This window comes from Micromonospora sp. NPDC007230 (genome assembly GCF_042869115.1).
Taxonomy (GTDB): domain Bacteria; phylum Actinomycetota; class Actinomycetes; order Mycobacteriales; family Micromonosporaceae; genus Micromonospora.
The window spans coordinates 16,505-31,592 of record NZ_JBIAFE010000009.1; the positions used below are offsets into that span (position 1 = coordinate 16,505).

General features: G+C 68.9%; 16 protein-coding genes. 7 read left to right on the forward strand and 9 right to left on the reverse strand.

Translation table 11 applies throughout. The features are described 5' to 3' along the window. Entirely contained in the window at positions 1-351 is a 351-nt protein-coding gene (locus ACFYML_RS14660; protein WP_387421080.1) for a Rieske (2Fe-2S) protein, read from the reverse strand. A 105-nt stretch (positions 352-456) separates the two neighbouring features. On the opposite strand from ACFYML_RS14660, the gene ACFYML_RS14665 reads away from it, so the two are divergent. Beyond that, positions 457-1,605: an amidohydrolase family protein gene (locus tag ACFYML_RS14665; RefSeq protein WP_387421081.1), complete on the forward strand. Its 1,149-nt coding sequence runs from the start codon at positions 457-459 to the stop codon at positions 1,603-1,605. 122 nt (positions 1,606-1,727) lie between these two features. On the opposite strand, the gene ACFYML_RS14670 is transcribed toward ACFYML_RS14665, so the two are convergent. Next, on the reverse strand, positions 1,728-2,828 hold the full coding sequence (locus tag ACFYML_RS14670) for an endo-1,4-beta-xylanase (protein WP_387421082.1): 1,101 nt from the start codon (positions 2,826-2,828) through the stop codon (positions 1,728-1,730). A 302-nt stretch (positions 2,829-3,130) separates the two neighbouring features. Here ACFYML_RS14670 and ACFYML_RS14675 point away from each other — a divergent pair, with 302 nt between their 5' ends. Both ACFYML_RS14675 and ACFYML_RS14680 read left to right on the forward strand, forming a co-directional pair. After that, positions 3,131-3,631 carry a hypothetical protein gene (locus ACFYML_RS14675; protein WP_387421083.1) on the forward strand — a complete coding sequence of 167 codons (501 nt, stop codon included), beginning with the start codon at positions 3,131-3,133 and terminating at the stop codon, positions 3,629-3,631. A 113-nt stretch (positions 3,632-3,744) separates the two neighbouring features. Next, the gene (locus tag ACFYML_RS14680; RefSeq protein WP_387421084.1) at positions 3,745-4,059 is read left to right on the forward strand and encodes a hypothetical protein; all 315 of its coding nucleotides are present in this window, start codon (positions 3,745-3,747) and stop codon (positions 4,057-4,059) included. Positions 4,060-4,874: 815 nt separating this feature from the next. Here the strand turns inward: ACFYML_RS14680 and ACFYML_RS14685 are convergent. The 3 genes from ACFYML_RS14685 to ACFYML_RS14695 all read right to left on the reverse strand — a co-directional run bounded on the left by ACFYML_RS14685 (position 4,875) and on the right by ACFYML_RS14695 (position 7,536). Continuing rightward, on the reverse strand, positions 4,875-5,477 hold the full coding sequence (locus ACFYML_RS14685) for a dihydrofolate reductase family protein (RefSeq protein ID WP_387421085.1): 603 nt from the start codon (positions 5,475-5,477) through the stop codon (positions 4,875-4,877). Positions 5,478-6,064: 587 nt separating this feature from the next. Then, positions 6,065-6,772, reverse strand: a complete 708-nt coding sequence (locus ACFYML_RS14690) for a DUF4386 domain-containing protein (protein ID WP_387421086.1) — start codon at positions 6,770-6,772, stop codon at positions 6,065-6,067. Beyond that, positions 6,769-7,536 (reverse strand): SDR family NAD(P)-dependent oxidoreductase, encoded by a 768-nt coding sequence (locus ACFYML_RS14695; protein WP_387421087.1) that lies wholly within the window; start codon positions 7,534-7,536, stop codon positions 6,769-6,771. The genes ACFYML_RS14690 and ACFYML_RS14695 overlap by 4 nt, the downstream gene beginning before the upstream one ends. A gap of 70 nt (positions 7,537-7,606) precedes the next feature. On the opposite strand from ACFYML_RS14695, the gene ACFYML_RS14700 reads away from it, so the two are divergent. The 3 genes from ACFYML_RS14700 to ACFYML_RS14710 all read left to right on the forward strand — a co-directional run bounded on the left by ACFYML_RS14700 (position 7,607) and on the right by ACFYML_RS14710 (position 9,100). Beyond that, positions 7,607-8,089 (forward strand): MarR family winged helix-turn-helix transcriptional regulator, encoded by a 483-nt coding sequence (locus ACFYML_RS14700; RefSeq protein WP_387421088.1) that lies wholly within the window; start codon positions 7,607-7,609, stop codon positions 8,087-8,089. Positions 8,090-8,372: 283 nt separating this feature from the next. Next, a complete protein-coding gene (locus ACFYML_RS14705; RefSeq protein WP_387421089.1) occupies positions 8,373-8,510 on the forward strand; it encodes a hypothetical protein in 138 nt (45 codons plus the stop codon). A 146-nt stretch (positions 8,511-8,656) separates the two neighbouring features. After that, a complete protein-coding gene (locus ACFYML_RS14710) occupies positions 8,657-9,100 on the forward strand; it encodes a GNAT family N-acetyltransferase (protein WP_387421090.1) in 444 nt (147 codons plus the stop codon). Here ACFYML_RS14710 and ACFYML_RS14715 read toward each other — a convergent pair. From ACFYML_RS14715 to ACFYML_RS14725, 3 genes are all read right to left on the reverse strand, one after another. Then, positions 9,097-10,374, reverse strand: a complete 1,278-nt coding sequence (locus tag ACFYML_RS14715; RefSeq protein WP_387421310.1) for an IS701 family transposase — start codon at positions 10,372-10,374, stop codon at positions 9,097-9,099. The two genes, ACFYML_RS14710 and ACFYML_RS14715, sit on opposite strands and share 4 nt — an antisense overlap. 182 nt (positions 10,375-10,556) lie before the next feature. Then, positions 10,557-10,685: a hypothetical protein gene (locus ACFYML_RS14720; RefSeq protein WP_387421091.1), complete on the reverse strand. Its 129-nt coding sequence runs from the start codon at positions 10,683-10,685 to the stop codon at positions 10,557-10,559. 532 nt (positions 10,686-11,217) lie between these two features. Beyond that, the gene (locus ACFYML_RS14725) at positions 11,218-11,559 is read right to left on the reverse strand and encodes an ArsR/SmtB family transcription factor (protein ID WP_387421092.1); all 342 of its coding nucleotides are present in this window, start codon (positions 11,557-11,559) and stop codon (positions 11,218-11,220) included. Between the two features lie 656 nt (positions 11,560-12,215). Here ACFYML_RS14725 and ACFYML_RS14730 point away from each other — a divergent pair. Continuing rightward, complete coding sequence (locus ACFYML_RS14730; protein WP_387421093.1) at positions 12,216-12,821, forward strand: hypothetical protein; 606 nt, start codon at positions 12,216-12,218, stop codon at positions 12,819-12,821. A gap of 183 nt (positions 12,822-13,004) precedes the next feature. On the opposite strand, the gene ACFYML_RS14735 is transcribed toward ACFYML_RS14730, so the two are convergent. Next, complete coding sequence (locus ACFYML_RS14735) at positions 13,005-14,984, reverse strand: zinc ribbon domain-containing protein (RefSeq protein WP_387421094.1); 1,980 nt, start codon at positions 14,982-14,984, stop codon at positions 13,005-13,007. Positions 14,985-15,088: the final 104 nt, after the last annotated feature.

Here is a 15,088-nt window from a genome sequence, read left to right on the forward strand (position 1 = left end):
TTAGGCGTGCAGCACGACCTCGCCGTCCAGCTGGGTGACCCGGTAGGTCTTGAGCCCGAAGCGCTTCGGCTCCAGGAGCGACCGGCCGCTCTCGAGGTCGAACTCCCAGCCGTGCCAGGGGCAGCGGATCACCCGGCCAGCCTTGCCGTAGACGTACTCGTGCGGCTCAGAGGCGACGAAGGTACCGCTCAGCGAGCCCGCGCACATCGACGCACCCATGTGCGGGCACCTGTCGATGATCGCGAAGAACTCCTCGCCGATGCTGATGACGCCGACCGGCCGCCCGTTCACCTCGACGATCCTGCACCCGTCCCGGCGCACCTCCTCGACGCTGCCGACCCGAACTTCCATGCGGCCCACCCACTGATTCGTCTATCGCCTCGCCAATCGATTTGCTTAGCATAACTTTGGCGGCTTCGAGCCATCTCCGCAACGACTGTCCGGACAGGAGCTCCCATGGCCGACCTGCTCGACCAACCCATCGCCGAGGCGGCCGCACCGAGCCGCTACCGGCTCGTCGACTGCGACGTCCACCCGATCACCAAGAGCGGCCTCGGGGAGCTCCGGCCGTTCCTGTCCCAGGCCGCACAGCGTCGCCTGGGCCTCGACGAGCGCCGTAACCTCACCACGATCGGGCACCGCGAGGCGGTGTCGATCCCGCGGAACATGCTCTACCTCAACCCGGCCGGGGTGCTCCGCGACGACGCCCGCGCCCCGGACGGGTCCGCACCGGGCGCCGACCCAGCCTTCACGGCGCAACAGCTGCTCGACGGCAACGGCATCGACCGCGCGGTGCTCATCGGCGGCGAGGTGCTCGGGCTCGGGGCCATGCCCGACCCGGATGCCGCCGCTATGATCGCCTCGGCGTACAACCAGTGGCTGGCCACGACCTGGTTCGATGCCGACGGCCGGTACCGCGGTTACATCGTGGTCGGTGCGCAGGACCCGGTGCTGGCGGCCCAGGAGATCCGGCGCGCGGCCGAGGACGAGCGCTTCGTCGGCGTGCTGCTGCCGCTCACCGGCATCCTGATGGGGCTGCGGCACTATTACCCGATCTACGAGGCCGCGCACGAGGTGGGAATTCCGGTCGCGGTCCACCCCAACTCGGGCGAAGGCATCTTCCGCACCTCCCCGCCAATGGCAGGCGGGACGCCGACGTACTACGTCGAGTGGCACAGCGGGCTCAGCCAGGTGTTCCAGGCGAACCTGATCAGCCTCGTCTGCCACGGGGTCTTCGAGCGCTTCCCGAACCTCAAGGTGATCCTCACCGAGGGCGGGCTGGGCTGGATCCCCGACGTCATGTGGCGGCTCGACAAGAACGTCAAGGGCCTGCGCGACGAGGTGCCGTGGGTGAGACGACTGCCCAGCGAGTACATCGTGGATCACGTCCGGTTCACGACGCAGCCACTCCCGGAGCCGAAGCGCCGCCACCACCTGCACGTGCTCTGCGAAATCGCTCGCGCGGACCGTACCCTGATGTTCAGCTCCGACTACCCGCACTGGGACTTCGACGACCCGCGGCACGCCCTGGCGTCGCTGCCGCCAGCGATCAGGCAGCGGGTAAGCAGCGACAACGCCGTGGAGACCTACGGCGACCGACTGTGATGATCCGCGTCGATCCGGTGGCGCGTGAGGAGCCCTCCGGGTGGCCACCGCTATTTGGGAGCCGGCTCTGACCGGCGCCTTTGCGCCGGTCAGAGCCTGGGAGTGCACCCTGCCGAGTCCGATCAGAGTGGTGTGCGTGCCGGAGCGTTCTGGAAGGCCTGCAGGATCGCGGTGTAGGCCGGCTTCGGCTGGAGGTTCTCGTCGAAGGGCAGCGGCCGGCGCGCGGCTCCATCCGTGCGCGGGAAGTCCTCCTGCAACCACGTGTAGCGGTCGCTCAGCCCGAAGCTGAGCACGACCTTAACCGCGGGCTCCTGGAGGGCCACGGACAGATATCGCGAGTACACGTCCGCCACGCCCGCGTCGCGACTGGGGATGTCGGCCTTCAGGCCGTCGTCCTGAACATCCATCTCGGTGATGAAAATGGACAGCCCCCGCGCCGCGACGTCCGACAGGAAGGTCCGGTAGGCCGCCGTATCGAATTGCCGGCTGAACCCGTTCGCATTCAGGTGTGCCTGGATCCCCAGCGCGTGCACCGGCACGTTCTTGCTCTGCAGATAGTCGATGGCCTTGAGCATCGACGTCCGCCGAGCCGCCGCGTTTGATCCGGTCTCGAATCCGAACTCGTTGATCAGGAGCAGAGCGTTCGGGTCACACTGGTGGGCAAGGTTGAACGCCTCCTCGACGAAGGTCGGCCCGATCGTCTGGTACCAGGGCTCGACCGTCCAGAACCCGTTTGCGTCCTTGCGCCGCCCGTCGGTCACCTCATTGGCCACCACCCACGCCCTCACCTGGCCGGCATAATGCGTGACCTCCTGCTGGATCGTCCCGAACAGAAGGTCGCGCGCGTCCTGGGTGCTGAGGTTGTAAAGGGCGTCCGGGTCCCACCCGTCACCCAGTCCCTCATCCCAGGCCAGGTGCGCCGCGAGCACCGGCTGAGCGTTGCCGGCGGCGAACGACACGATTTGGTCGCCGTAGCTGAAGTCCAGGGGCGAGGTCTGCGTCGGCTTGAGTCGATACCACAGCAGGTCGTCCTCGGTGAGCAGCATCCCACTCTCGCGCGCATACAGCGCCGCGTAGTCGGGGTCCGGCTGCACCTGCCACGTCGCGGCCGAGGAGCCGTACCGGATCCCCTTGGCCAGCGCCGCCTGATACAGATTGCCTGTCGGTGCCGCCGAAGCCCCTCTCATGTTCATGAACTGCGACGCACCACCACCCAGCAGCACCGCAGCTCCCATGCCGCCGACGAGGAACGACCTCCGACGGAGACCTCTCTGACCTGCCATCGCATTCTCCTTCACCGAGTTGTTCGAAGAACCGCGCGTGAGCTGCTGTGACAGCGGTCAGGCGACCGCTGTCACAGCGCCGGCCGCGCGTGGCGAGCCGATCCATTGCCGCTGTGCAAATCGATTTACATACATATACACCCGTCGACCATCTCGTGGGAAGGCCAAGAGTTCGGGTCCGGGCGGCGGAGGCGGCCTGCCGTGAGGCGGTCTGGACCCGCCGAGTTGATGTCCTACGCCGCTTGGCCGGGTCGCGGCGGTCCGAGGTGCGGGTGGTGGCGTTGACCGGGCTGGTCCGGGTCGGCCAGGACTCTGACGTTGCCGTGCACCTGGATGATGATGCGCCGCTGGTGCGGGCGGTGGCCCGGGACGCGGCCCGTCGCCTCGGCATCGACGCGCGGGAGCACTACCGGCTCGCGGTCAGTGTCGCGGAGCCGCTCCTGGGGGCGATCGCCGGACTCGCCGAGACCGGCTCGGCCGCGGACGCTCCGCTGCCACGGCCGCTGCTGAGCCACCCGCTGGCCAAGGTCCGCGCCCAAACGGTCAGGGGTCTGCGCATGCTGGATGCTGTCGGTGCCGGGGAGCTGGTTCCGCTGTTGCGGGATCCGTCGCCGGCGGTCGTCCGAGAGGCTACCGCCGGGCTGCGGCCGTTGACCGACGCCGCCCCTCGTTGCTGGCAGTTCGTGTCGTCCACGGGGACGAGACGGCTCGCGAGGGCATGCCGAGCCGACGCTGCGGGATGAGAAGGTCGAGCGATGGAAGGCGAGCTTGCGGCGGCGATCGTGGGTGTTCGGGAGGGTTCGCCAGCTATCCGCGCCGGGCGATGCTTGAGGGCTGCCCGCAATGCCGGGGTTCGGTGCTGGTTGACGAACACGACGACCTCTTCTCGCTGACCATCAGCCTGGGCAACACGGTCGGCGGCCGCGAGGATGTGAGAAGCGTGTTGCCGGTGCTGTTCGAGCGGTTGGTGATGTCCGGTGAACTCGACCTGAGCATCGTTTTGAGCATGCTCCTGCGCGAGGAGTGGCGCACCTGGCCGGGCGCCCAGCAGGACGCCATCGACTGGTACCTGGAGGCGGTGTGGCGGTCGTTGCTGGCGTTCTTGGCGGTCCCACGCGTGCCGGTTGATCGCCGTGAGGATGCGGGTGTGCATGGGACTACGACTGGGTGACGTCGAGGCAGGCCTGCACCTCGCGCATCTTCTTCCCGAGGTTGACCAGGCTGCGGGCGGCGGCCTTGAGGTCCTTGGAGGCGGCGCGCATCGCGGGCCAGGTCTGCGGCGTCGGTGTCCGCGTTCGTCTTGGCCCAGCGGTCGATGGTGCGGGCGATGTGTTCGGCGAGTTCGGCTTCTTTGGTGAGGACGCTGCGGAAGTGGCCGGCGGACTCGGTCCAGTTCCACGGGTGGGGCTCATGGCCGATCCCGGCGGTGTCGAGTTGGTAGTTGGTGTACTTCAGCGAGGTACTGATGCCGTCGAGCATGTCCCGGACCGTCACGACCCGGCCGCTGGTGTCCCTGGCAGTCGCCATCGCCACTCCTCGGATGTTTCCCGGGGTGGCCGCGCGCGGCGCGGGGAGGCTGCGCGCGGCCACCGGTTCTGTCACGTCGACGGGGACAAGGTCCGCTCGATCCAGGGCGTGCGCATGCCGGCCAGTTCGCGGCGCATCGTTTCTACCTCGGTGCCGAAGGACACGACGCAGCTGCCGGACATGTTGGGGGCGCCCTGGCAGGCGTGGACCAGCCTGCCGCCGAGAGCCGCGCGCGAGGATGCTCTCGCGCCGACGCGACTCGTTGAACCAGGTGCCGTGATACAGCTCGTCGAGCACTTCAGCGGTCGCCTTGTCCAGATCATAGACCCCGCCGATCTCCGAGAAAGCCGCGCAATTGAAAGTGGACCAGCCGGCATCCTCACCGTCACCGGCGGTGCCCGCCGCACCGGTGGCGAGGAGTGCGAGGGGCTGCGCCGGGGGATCGCCGGTCGGCGGGGGTCAGCCAGCCTTGCGTACGCGGTAGGCGAGGTGGGTGACGCCGTTGCCCTCGACGACACTCGTGGGCCCATCCAACTGGACCGGGGTGATCTTCAGACCGGCGAAGAAGGGGATGCCCTCGCCGAGCACGACCGGGACGAGGTCGACATGGACCTCGTCGAGCAGGCCGGCCTCGAGGACCTGCGCCGCGATGGTGCCGCCGTTGACTCCGACCTCCTTGCTGCCGGCGATGGCCTTGGCCTTGTCGATCGCGTGCTCGATGCCGTCGGTGACGAACACGAACGAGTCGCTCTCCCGCTCCCACCCGTCGGGCACGGTGTGCGTGACGACGACCACGGGCACGTCCATCGGATGCCGGCCGCCCCAGCCTTGGGTCATGTCGAACAGCCGCCGGCCGACCACCAGCGCACCCGTCCGTTCGGTCAGGTCGCGCAGGTGCTTCGCGCTCGCCGCCGAGGTCCGCAGCGTCATGCCGGGCGTCGCCGTCGGCGTCTCGACGTCGCCGTTGTTGTACCACTGGAAGAGGTACTCGAACCCACCGTGCGACGCGTCGGCGATGTAGCCGTCCAACGACATGGTCGCCCCGGTCGTAACCTTCGTCATCGATCCACTCCCTGGTCTCCGTCGGCCCGCCGATGACCCGGCCGGCCCGTCTCCGCCCAGGGGTCGAACCTGGCGGCGCCCGTTCGACATCGGCCGCAGGATTTTTTCGACAGACCTTCTCCAGCGGCACGGCTGGGCTTCCGGGCTGAGGGCAGGCGCACAACGATCCCGGGCGACGACAGCCCGTGCAGAAGGGGCGGCACCCTGCCTGATCCGCGAGTGCCGCCCCTGGCCTGCGCCCAGCCTCAGCGGAGGGAGAGACGCAAGACGATGAGACTAACGACCGTTTGGAGGTCCGGTAGTTCCCGCGAGGGGAATTTCAGCGATTCGGCTCGCTGCGCACCGACGATCGGCGAGCTGGCCGCGCTCATCGCGGCCCTCGCTACGGCCGCCACCGCGATCACCGGGCTGATCAGCTCGTGTGGTAGCTAGCCCCAGCACATGGCCAGCCGCCCGCCAAGAGCCAAACGGCGGGCGACCGGCCACGGCGAGACAGCGTACGAGGAGGGCTGACTCCACCGCCGAGGCGGAAGGCCCGACGGCGGTAAGGCTGGCAGCCGCTGGGCCTTTCCAAGAGCCGGCAAGTCTCAGTTTCCGACGTTCTCGGCTCTGGGTGGTCGTTGCCGGGGTAGGCGGATGCCTGCGGTGATCAGCCAGGCGAGGCCGGTGAAGCGGGCGATCGGGAGGAGAATGGCCGCGTTGTCGATGAGCAGGCTCAGGGTGGCAATTTCGGCGACGGCGGCGATGATCAGGCCTGACCAGGCAAGCCAGCGTGGCAATAGCCGAGCGAGGAGGCCGGGCACGGCCACGCCGGCGATCAGCAGACCCAGCGGCACCACGTGCCCGACACCGCCGGTGGCGAAGGTGAGGTATTGCAGGCCGCGCACGAGGGCCGGATCGTCGAGCACCTCGGGTTGGGAGGTGACCCAGCCGAGCAGGCCGCAGAGGGCGAGGAATCCGGCGGAGAGAGTCCCGCCGATGAGCGCGATGGTCGCGCCGGGTGCCCGGACGCCGAGTTGGTGCAGGCGCGCGGATGCGGTCGCGGTGTAGATGGCCAGCGGGATGGCGGCGGCGAACTGTAGCGCCCCGCTGACCTGCACTGCGCGCTGATGATCGCGGAAGTACGCCAGGATGTCGGCTGCGGGGCCGAACGGCGATGGGTAGGGCTTGCCGCCGGCGAGCAGGGTGCCGAGGACGAGGCTGGCGATGAACAGGCCCGCGAACACGACGGCGAGGACGCCGAGCGGTGGCCCGGTCTGGTGGCGGCGGCGCTGGGTTGCGTTTGTGGTGGTCATGCGATCACCCGCCCGCCGGTCAGGTCGAGGGTGACGCCGGTGATCCAGGACGACGCGTCGGATGCCAGGAACAGCACCGCCTCGGCGACGTCGTCGGGCTCGCCGATGCGTCCCAGCGGGAATTGCCGGGCCAGTTCGTCGAGCTGTTCAGTGCTCATTGCTTGCTCCATGCGGTCGTTGCGGACAGCGGACGGGGCCAGGCAGTTGACCCGGACGGCATGCTGGGCGACCTCGTTGGCCAGGTGTCGGGTGAACATGACGACACCGGCCTTCGCGGCGGCGTACGCGGCGTTGGCCTGGCTTGGTTGGCGTCCAGCGCTGGAGGCCATGGTGATGATCGCGCCGCCTCGTTGGCGCACCATGCCGGGCAGCACCTCGTGCACGGCGAGAAACATCGAGGTCAGTTCCGACTCCACCGTCGCGCGCCACTGCTGGGCGTCGAGGGCGACGGTAGGTACGGGTCGGCCCTGCCCACCGGCGATGGTGGCGAGGATGTCGACCGGACCGAAGGCGGCCTCCACCTTCTCACGGATGCGGCGCACGGTGGTGGCGTCGGTGACGTCACCGGGCACGGCGACGGCCTGGCCGCCGTCGGAGGCGATGCCGGCCACGACGCCGGCGAGCGCCGCCTCGTCCCGGCCGTTGATGGCGACCCGCACGCCGTTGGCGGCCAAGGCGCGGCAGGTCGCCGCGCCGATGCCGCGTGAACCGCCGGTGACGAGCGCAACCCTGCCGGCCAGATCGGGATAACGGATGGCTGGCATTCCAGATCTCCCTTCTCGCAAGTGAACAGTTCACCAGACTGAACGGTTCACCTGTGTGTAACATATCTGGGTGACCTCACGACGGCAAGCCGGCCCCAACGGAGCGGCGTTCCTACTGGCTCAGCTCGGCGCACACGCAGCCGAGCGCTTCGCCCAGCGGGTGAAGGAACTCGGGTTGACCCCGGCAGACGTCGGGCTGCTGCGCATGATCGCCAGCCAGCCCGGGCGAAGCCAGCGGTCACTCGCGACGGACCTCGGCGTCGTACCGAGCCGGGTCGTCGCGCTCGTCGACGGACTCGAGCGCAAGGGGCTTGTCGAGCGGCGGTCCGGCGAGACCGACCGCCGTCACCACGCGCTGCACCTCACCACCGATGGCGAGCAGGTGCTGATGCGGATGCGGCCCATCGCCACCGCCCACGAAGACGACCTCTGCGCCGCCCTCAGCACCGACGAGCGGTCCCAACTCGCCAACCTACTGCAGCGAATCGCCGACCAGCAGGGACTCGTCCCGCACGTGCACCCCGGATACCGAAACCTGAGCACCCCACGGTGACAAGCAGCGCGACGTCTACACCGGCCGCAAACCAGCCGTCACCGCCGCAGCTCAGGGGCTGCGCCAGCGCGCCGCTACCGGTGAGCGAAATTCGGTGCTGGCCAAGGAACTCGGCAACAGCGGCACGGGGGTGTACGTCTGCCTCCGGGCCGAGACTTCCCAGCCTGAAGCCGCCGCCGCAGCCAACTGCGCAAGCCGCGCCAACTGAGGGACCGGTGCAGATGCGCCCGCAACCCTGGACGCCGGGCAGGACACCGCCGAAGTGCTAGCAGCAGTCCTGCAAATGGGACTTACGATTGTGCTCATCTTCGTGGTGTTCCCGGATCGGCTCTTCGAGTTCGCGAAATGGCTGATCGTGGCGGGCGGGGTCCTGTTCCTGCGGGCATTGATTGGCGCACAAAAGTGGCGTTACCGCCGGTAGGAAAGCGCCATCAGGACCAGGGCTGCGGCAAATACGGCAGCCCGGGTTCGTTATGTAGATGACCGGCGATGTAGGGGGCGGTGGTTGGCGCCCTGCCCGGGAGTCGTGGGTGTCCGGCTGCCGTTCTGCCCTGGCATGCTGTGGTCGTGGACGTCTCCGAGATCGAGGTGCGGGACGAGGTCGGAGTCGACTGCCTGCCATATCTGATGGATTTGTTCGCTTCTGCATGGTGGACGGCCGGTCGGACCACCAGCGACGTCACGCGGATGTTGGCGGCGTCCGACCTCGTCGTTGCCCTGATTTGCGGGCCGTCAGGGCGGTTGGTGGGCTTCGCCCGCGTGATCACCGACGAGGTGTACTTGGCGGTCGTGCTCGACGTGATTGTTGCGCCTGGTTCGAGGGGATCGGGTCTGGGTGCGATGCTGATGGATGCCGTCGTCGGGCATCCTCGTCTGGCCGCCGTGCGTAGCATTGAGCTGGTCTGCCAGCCGGAGCTGATGCCGTTCTATCGGCGTTGGGGCTTCACTGAGGAGGTCGGCCGGTCTCGGCTGATGCGAAGGACCGCGGATCCGCTGCTGGTCGGCAGCTAATGTGGCTGGTGGATCGCTGCGCGTCGCCGGTAGTGGCTGGTCTTGGCGCGTGTCTGATGTTGGCGTCGCCATTGTGACCAGGCCAGCCAGTGACTGATCGGGCGGACGGTGTTCGTGATCAGCTTGGTGAACAGGCGGCGGATTTCGTTGAGGGTCAGCGGGATCAGCGCCTGGCTGGTGGCCGGCTGGTTGCGTTCGCGGGCGGCGATCACCGTGAGGATGGCGTGGGCGAGCATGACCAGGGTGATGTGCCGGTACCAGGAGTGCCAGCGGCGGACCTGCGGCTCGTCCAAGCCGATGCTCTTGCCAGTCTGGAAACAGGTTTCGATGCGCCAGCGGGTGCCAGCCACCTCGACCAGCCTCCGCAACGGGACCGGGCGTGGTGACCAGCAGCGGTAGAACGCCAACTCCCCGTCGCTGATACGGCGGCGGACCAGCAGGGTGTGCTGCCCGGCGGCCTCGCCGTCCGGGGGTGTGATGGTGATCCACGCCCAGTCGTAGTGTCGCTCGCCCTTGGACCCGGCGCCGGCGGACAGACGGTCCCAGGCCCATGGGGGCAGGCCGGCGGCGAGCCGGTCAGCGCGCTGCGGCCCGTCCACGGCACGGGCGGTGACCCGGTGACTTTTCGCCACAGCGAGGACGTAGCCCACCCCGCGGCGTTGCAGATCCCGGCGCAGATGCCGGTCACCTCCGTAGGCCTCGTCGGCAGTGGCCCACGCGGCCGGCACACCGGCATCGAGGGCGCGGGCGAGCATCCGCCGGGCCAGGGTGAGCTTCGTGGCGAAGCCGACCCCGGTGGGCACACCGGCCGCGGCGCACCGGTCCGCGTCGTCGGTCCACGCCTTGGGCAGGTACACCTCCCGGTCGATCAGCGTGTACCCACCCGGGGTGGCGTAGGCCAGATTGACCGCGACCTGCGCATTCTCGATCCTGCCCGCCGTGCCGGTGTACTGCCTCTGGGTGCCAACGGTGTATACGCCCTTCTTGAGGTCACCGGTGTCGTCCAGGATCAACACGGCGTCCGCATCGCCGAGCGCGTCCACCACATAGCCCCGCACATCATCGCGCACCGCGTCGGCGTCCCACACGGCCTCACCCAACAGACGCTGCATCGCGTGCGGCGAGGCATCCCCAGCCTGCTCAGCCAACTGCCAGCAGGAACGGCTGTCCACATCCGACAACAACCCGAGCAGGAACGCCCGCGCCTGCCGGCGCGGCTCCACCCGAGCGAACCGGCCTGCGATTCGTGCGAACCCAGTGTCAAACTCCGCCAGCCATCCGTCGGCGTCTACGCTGTGTCCAGCGGCCGCCGCACGATCTTCACTTGTCCTCACAAACAGTGCATGATCAACCGGCGGCCGTCTCCATGCCCGCAGACACGCCGGCCAGCCCGAAGCCACCAGAACTCATCGCCGGCCACCTACATAACGAACCCGGGCTGCCGTACAAATCGTGATCATGGGAGGCGGTCTGGTTTCGCTCGTAGCCAGATGAGGATGTCGACGTTCTGCCCGGTGGCCCGGTAGCGGCAGGCGAGCTTGTCGTACCTGGTAGCCACAGCGCGGAACTGCTTGCGTCGCTTCATCAGCCGTTCGATGGTGTTGCGCTGCCGGTAGCGGTGCGGGCGGTGCCGCGAGAGCTGTACGCCTTGTCTGCCGACAGGGAGTCCAACCGCTTACGCGGACGGCCGACCCCGCCGGGACAGGCCACGGCCACGTCGTCGAGCAGCCGCACCAGCTGGCGGGTATCGGCATCCTGGCCCGGGGTCAGGTGGCTGGTCAGAGGCGACAGAAGTGCAACGAGTGCGCGGCGCCGGTTGCGGCTGGGTCAAGGCTTTTCCAGCCGAGTCGCTTGGCGTGGGCTGGTTCTCCGCTTTGCACGGGCCATTTCGCGACATGTCCTGTGTGGCCCCGGCGGGGTCACGGTGGCCACCGCACCGCGATTCCTCGCCGCTGGCGCTCGGATGGTGGCCCTGGGCTCGGCAGTGTCCGATTCCGGCCAGCTGGCGCAGTTGCCGGTGCAAAGTCGAAGCGGCGCGGATCAGGGTGCCCGAACCCTGACCGCTGCCCGCAGCGCTGGTGGACCACACGCGGCGGCGCGGTCCTCGACCGTGCCGCTCAGCGGGCCCTCTTCGTCGCCCGCTTGCGGGGTGGCGTCAACAAGTCGGCGATCGTCGTGATCGCGGACGGCACGAGGCGGTAGTACGCCCAGACGCCGCGCTTCTCGCGCTTGAGCAGGCCGGCCTCGGTGAGGATCCGAAGGTGATGACTCACGGTCGGCTGGGAGAGCTTCAGCGGCGCCGTGAGGTCACTCACGGACGCCTCGCCCTCTGGAGCGGACTGGATCAGACTGAGCAGCCGCAGTCGGGCAGGATCGGCGAATGCCTTCAGCACTCCCGCGAGGCGCTCCGCATCGGCGCGCTTAATCGGCTCGCCAGCAAGTGGCGAGATAGCAGGCATAGCAGTTTTTGTGGTTCCCACGCCTTCCATTGTTCCAGCAACGCCATCGATAAACCGGTCGAACGGGACCAGTACTCCGATGGCGGCCGCGAGGCCGGCTGCGGGGGAAGCCGGGGCTGGGTCGGTTCACGCTGCCATGCTGGCCTGCGGTACCGATAGCCCGTCGCCGTCCAGCACTGGCTCGTTGCGGGGATGTGACTGGCGCGATCATGAACCGTACAGGCGACGGCCCACCAAGGCGACGGCGCGGCGGCACCGGTTTCGCAAGCGTCACATCGAGCCGCGACCACGGGGCTGCACCTGCCGGTGGGCGATCTGCTCTCGGCCCTGCTGACCGAGGCGATCGGCGCCGGACACGGGCAGCGGGACTGGGCCTCGCCCGCCGAGCGCATCCTCCGAGAGGCGATTGTGCAGGGGAGCCGGTTGGCGTCAGGCGGGCCATGCCGGTGCCTCGTGTCCACGGTAGATCGGCCTCGTCCGTCGTCCGTGTGGTCCAGGTCGATCTTCCCTCGCGCGAGTGATCCGGTCCCCTCCCGAGGGGATGCGTGGGGCTCGGCATGGCTGCGATCTTGAAACAGCAACGCTAGGCATCGCTGGCACACGGGGGTGTGCATGGCCATCCGCAACGATCAGCGTTTGGACAAGGAGATTTCCCTATGACCGCTCGCACCGTCCTGAGGAAGCTGCATGGCCGGACGGCGGTGGGGGTGCCCCGCTGGGCCATGCTGGCCGCATACGCCGCCGCCCTGACCACGCTGCCGTCCACCATCTGGCGGATCACGGCCTTCGTCTTCGAGGCTCCGCTCGTGAAGCGCATGGACGCCCCGCCGCTCGGCCACGGTCCGGTCCTGTTCGAAGGGGTCTGGTACATCATCACGCTCAGCCTGGTCAGCGAGGTGCTGGCATTCCTCGCCCTCGGGCTGGTGTGTGAGTGGGGCGAGGTGTGGCCGAGGTGGATCCCGGGCCTGCGCGGTCGCCGGGTACCGACCCTTGCCGCCGTCATCCCCGCCAGCCTCGGTGCGACCGCCCTGCTGATCTTCCCGTACGCGCTGGCCATGATGGCCTCTGGCCGGATGCTCAACGGCAGCCCGGACACGCCGATCACCGAGGGCTGGCAGAGCGTCGCGTTCTGGATCGCCTACCTGCCGCTGGCCGCCTGGGGACCGCTGCTCGGTATCTTGACCGTTCACTACCACCGGCGCCGCCGAGCTGCCCAGTCCGCCGCTGGGTCTCGAGGGGCCGAGATCGCCCTGGCCGGATGACATGCCCATCCGAAGAAGGCTCACAGCGTGCTCGATCCTCTATCCGAATCACAATGCCCATGATTCGTGGCAGCGGGCTGACGTCGTCCGTACATCGGCGGGTGCTGCTGGCCGCCTGGGCCTGGTGGTCGGGCCTGGACGGCGTGTCCGGGCCCGATCCACCAGGCCATCAAGCGTCCCTGATCAGCTTAGCGATCCTAGGCCGGATGGGGTTTCCGGGATCGTTTCCCATCGTGGTGGAGATGCATGGACGTGGAGATGGAATCCTGCGCCCAGTGCGGCTCCTCGGGGCCGGTGGCCGGTGGTGGTGGGTGTGCTGATCGTGTTCACGTCCTGGTGTCGGTGGGCTGCGCGGGGCAGCTTCCGGTCCGTTGGTGCGTGTCCCTCCGGACGCTTACCCGCCTGACCGTGGGGCCGGGTGGGGGAGGGTGCCCTGCGTCGCCTGGGCGCGGGGCGTGGTGGCTTGTGCCGGGTGGGGCCGGTCTTCGACCGGTCTCTCCGACTGGTCTTGGAGGTGCTGGGGGTGACGACGGCTGCGGCTTCGAGCGTGTCCACGACCGAGCGGATCACCATCTGCCCGCTGGTCTTGTCGATGACGGCCTTGCCCTGATGGGTCAGGCCACGGGCGGCGATACGCCGCCATGCTCCGTGGTCGCGGTCGCCCTGCCAACCACAGCTGCCGGTGTTGGGGCAGATGGCCCACTTCCATCCCGGTGTGGTGGGCCGGTCGGGGGCTTTACGGTGCTGTAGCGGGGTCAAACATTGGGGGCAGTGTTTGGAGGTGTTGCGGGCGGGGACGGTGACCACGGCGATACCGGTCTCGGCGGCGAGGTGCCGCATCCGGTCGGTGATCTTTCCGCGGACCTGCTGGGACAGGCGCGTGTTCAGGCTGTGCCCCATGCCCCGCGCTTCCATCGACCGCAGGTCTTCCAGGTAGATGACGGTCGCCCGGGCGGCGATCGCCTGGTCGACGGTCCAGCGGGCGGCGGCCCAGGCGAGCGCGTCGTTCAGGTTCGCGCGGCGGGTGGACACGTGGCGGATCTCGCCGGCCAGCACCTCGTGTTTCGCTCTCAGCTGCTCGTCGGGGCGGCCGCCGAGCAGCCGCGCGTAGTGGTCGGCCTTCGCATGCAGCCGCTCTGAAAGGCGCCGGAGGCGGTGCTGCTTGGCCAGGACACCGGCGGCCCGGAACTGTCCACCCGCCCCCAACGCCGTGATCCGCCCGCTGGCGTGCAGTCGTAGGGCACCGGCGCTGAGGAGGGTGTTGAGGCCCCAGTCCACGCCGACCGCCACGGAGTGGCCGGTGGCCCGGGACTTCGGCACGGCATGCGTGTATGCCATGTCGGCACGCACCTTGCCGTCGGTGACGCGGAGGGTGGGCAGGTGCAGCACCGCCGACGCGGGAACCGTGGACGGCAGCCTGATCGGACACGCCACCCACGTCCAGTCCCGATACGTCCGCGGATCCGGGCGGGTGGGCAGTTGCAAGCGCAGCAGCGCTCTCGTCGGGTCGGTGTCGCTGCGCTCGATGATGGCCTGCTGCCGATCACACGCGGCCAGCAGCAGCATCCGCGGAATCCGCGGGACGCCTTCGAGTTCGAACACGTCCACCGGCAGCCGGCCGTTGGCCTTGGCGAACGTGACGACCTGCCGGGTCCGGCCCTTGATGACATTCGACGGCAGATGCTGCCCGCCGGGGATCGAGGCCCGAACCTGATCCCACTCGGTGGGGGTGCGCTGGCGCGGATCGGCCGGCCACGCCGCCAGGACCCCGGCGGTCACCTCGGCACGCCACGCCGCCGACCGCAGCGCACGCCCCGCCTGCTCCTGCGCCATCCGCACGACCCGGTCATTGACCCTCACACCCCCAGGCGCAGTCACCGCCCAGCCCAGCCGCCGCAGCGCCATCCACGCGTTCGACGGCAACCTGCGCCCACCCGCATCCACCCCGGCCGCCAGCACCTCCACATCCACGCGGTTCCAATGCGCGCCGATCAGCGCGGCCACCATGCCCGCCACCAGGCCGGCACACCAACCCACCCGCTGCGCCAGCACCGCCCGAGACAGCACCTCGCCGGTCTCCTCGTCCACCCCCGTGCGCAGCAACGCGCGGGCACACGCGGTGCGGGCGGCCTCACCCTCAGCCAGCCGCAGCTTCCCGCTCACCGACTCAACGCCTCAACACCGATCCACAAACCGGCCCTCACCGCCAGCCCACGCCACCGGAACCCTCCCCGAACCAACCCAAACGTGATACGCCACAGGGTGAA

Coding starts and splice junctions, on each gene's coding strand:
- ACFYML_RS14720 (WP_387421091.1), bottom strand. CDS start 10,685: ATGAAGCGACGCAAGCAGTTCCGCGCTGTGGCTACCAGGTACGACAAG.
- ACFYML_RS14730 (WP_387421093.1), top strand. CDS start 12,216: ATGACCGCTCGCACCGTCCTGAGGAAGCTGCATGGCCGGACGGCGGTG.
- ACFYML_RS14690 (WP_387421086.1), bottom strand. CDS start 6,772: ATGACCACCACAAACGCAACCCAGCGCCGCCGCCACCAGACCGGGCCA.
- ACFYML_RS14665 (WP_387421081.1), top strand. CDS start 457: ATGGCCGACCTGCTCGACCAACCCATCGCCGAGGCGGCCGCACCGAGC.
- ACFYML_RS14685 (WP_387421085.1), bottom strand. CDS start 5,477: ATGACGAAGGTTACGACCGGGGCGACCATGTCGTTGGACGGCTACATC.
- ACFYML_RS14725 (WP_387421092.1), bottom strand. CDS start 11,559: ATGCCTGCTATCTCGCCACTTGCTGGCGAGCCGATTAAGCGCGCCGAT.
- ACFYML_RS14695 (WP_387421087.1), bottom strand. CDS start 7,536: ATGCCAGCCATCCGTTATCCCGATCTGGCCGGCAGGGTTGCGCTCGTC.
- ACFYML_RS14660 (WP_387421080.1), bottom strand. CDS start 351: ATGGAAGTTCGGGTCGGCAGCGTCGAGGAGGTGCGCCGGGACGGGTGC.
- ACFYML_RS14705 (WP_387421089.1), top strand. CDS start 8,373: ATGGGACTTACGATTGTGCTCATCTTCGTGGTGTTCCCGGATCGGCTC.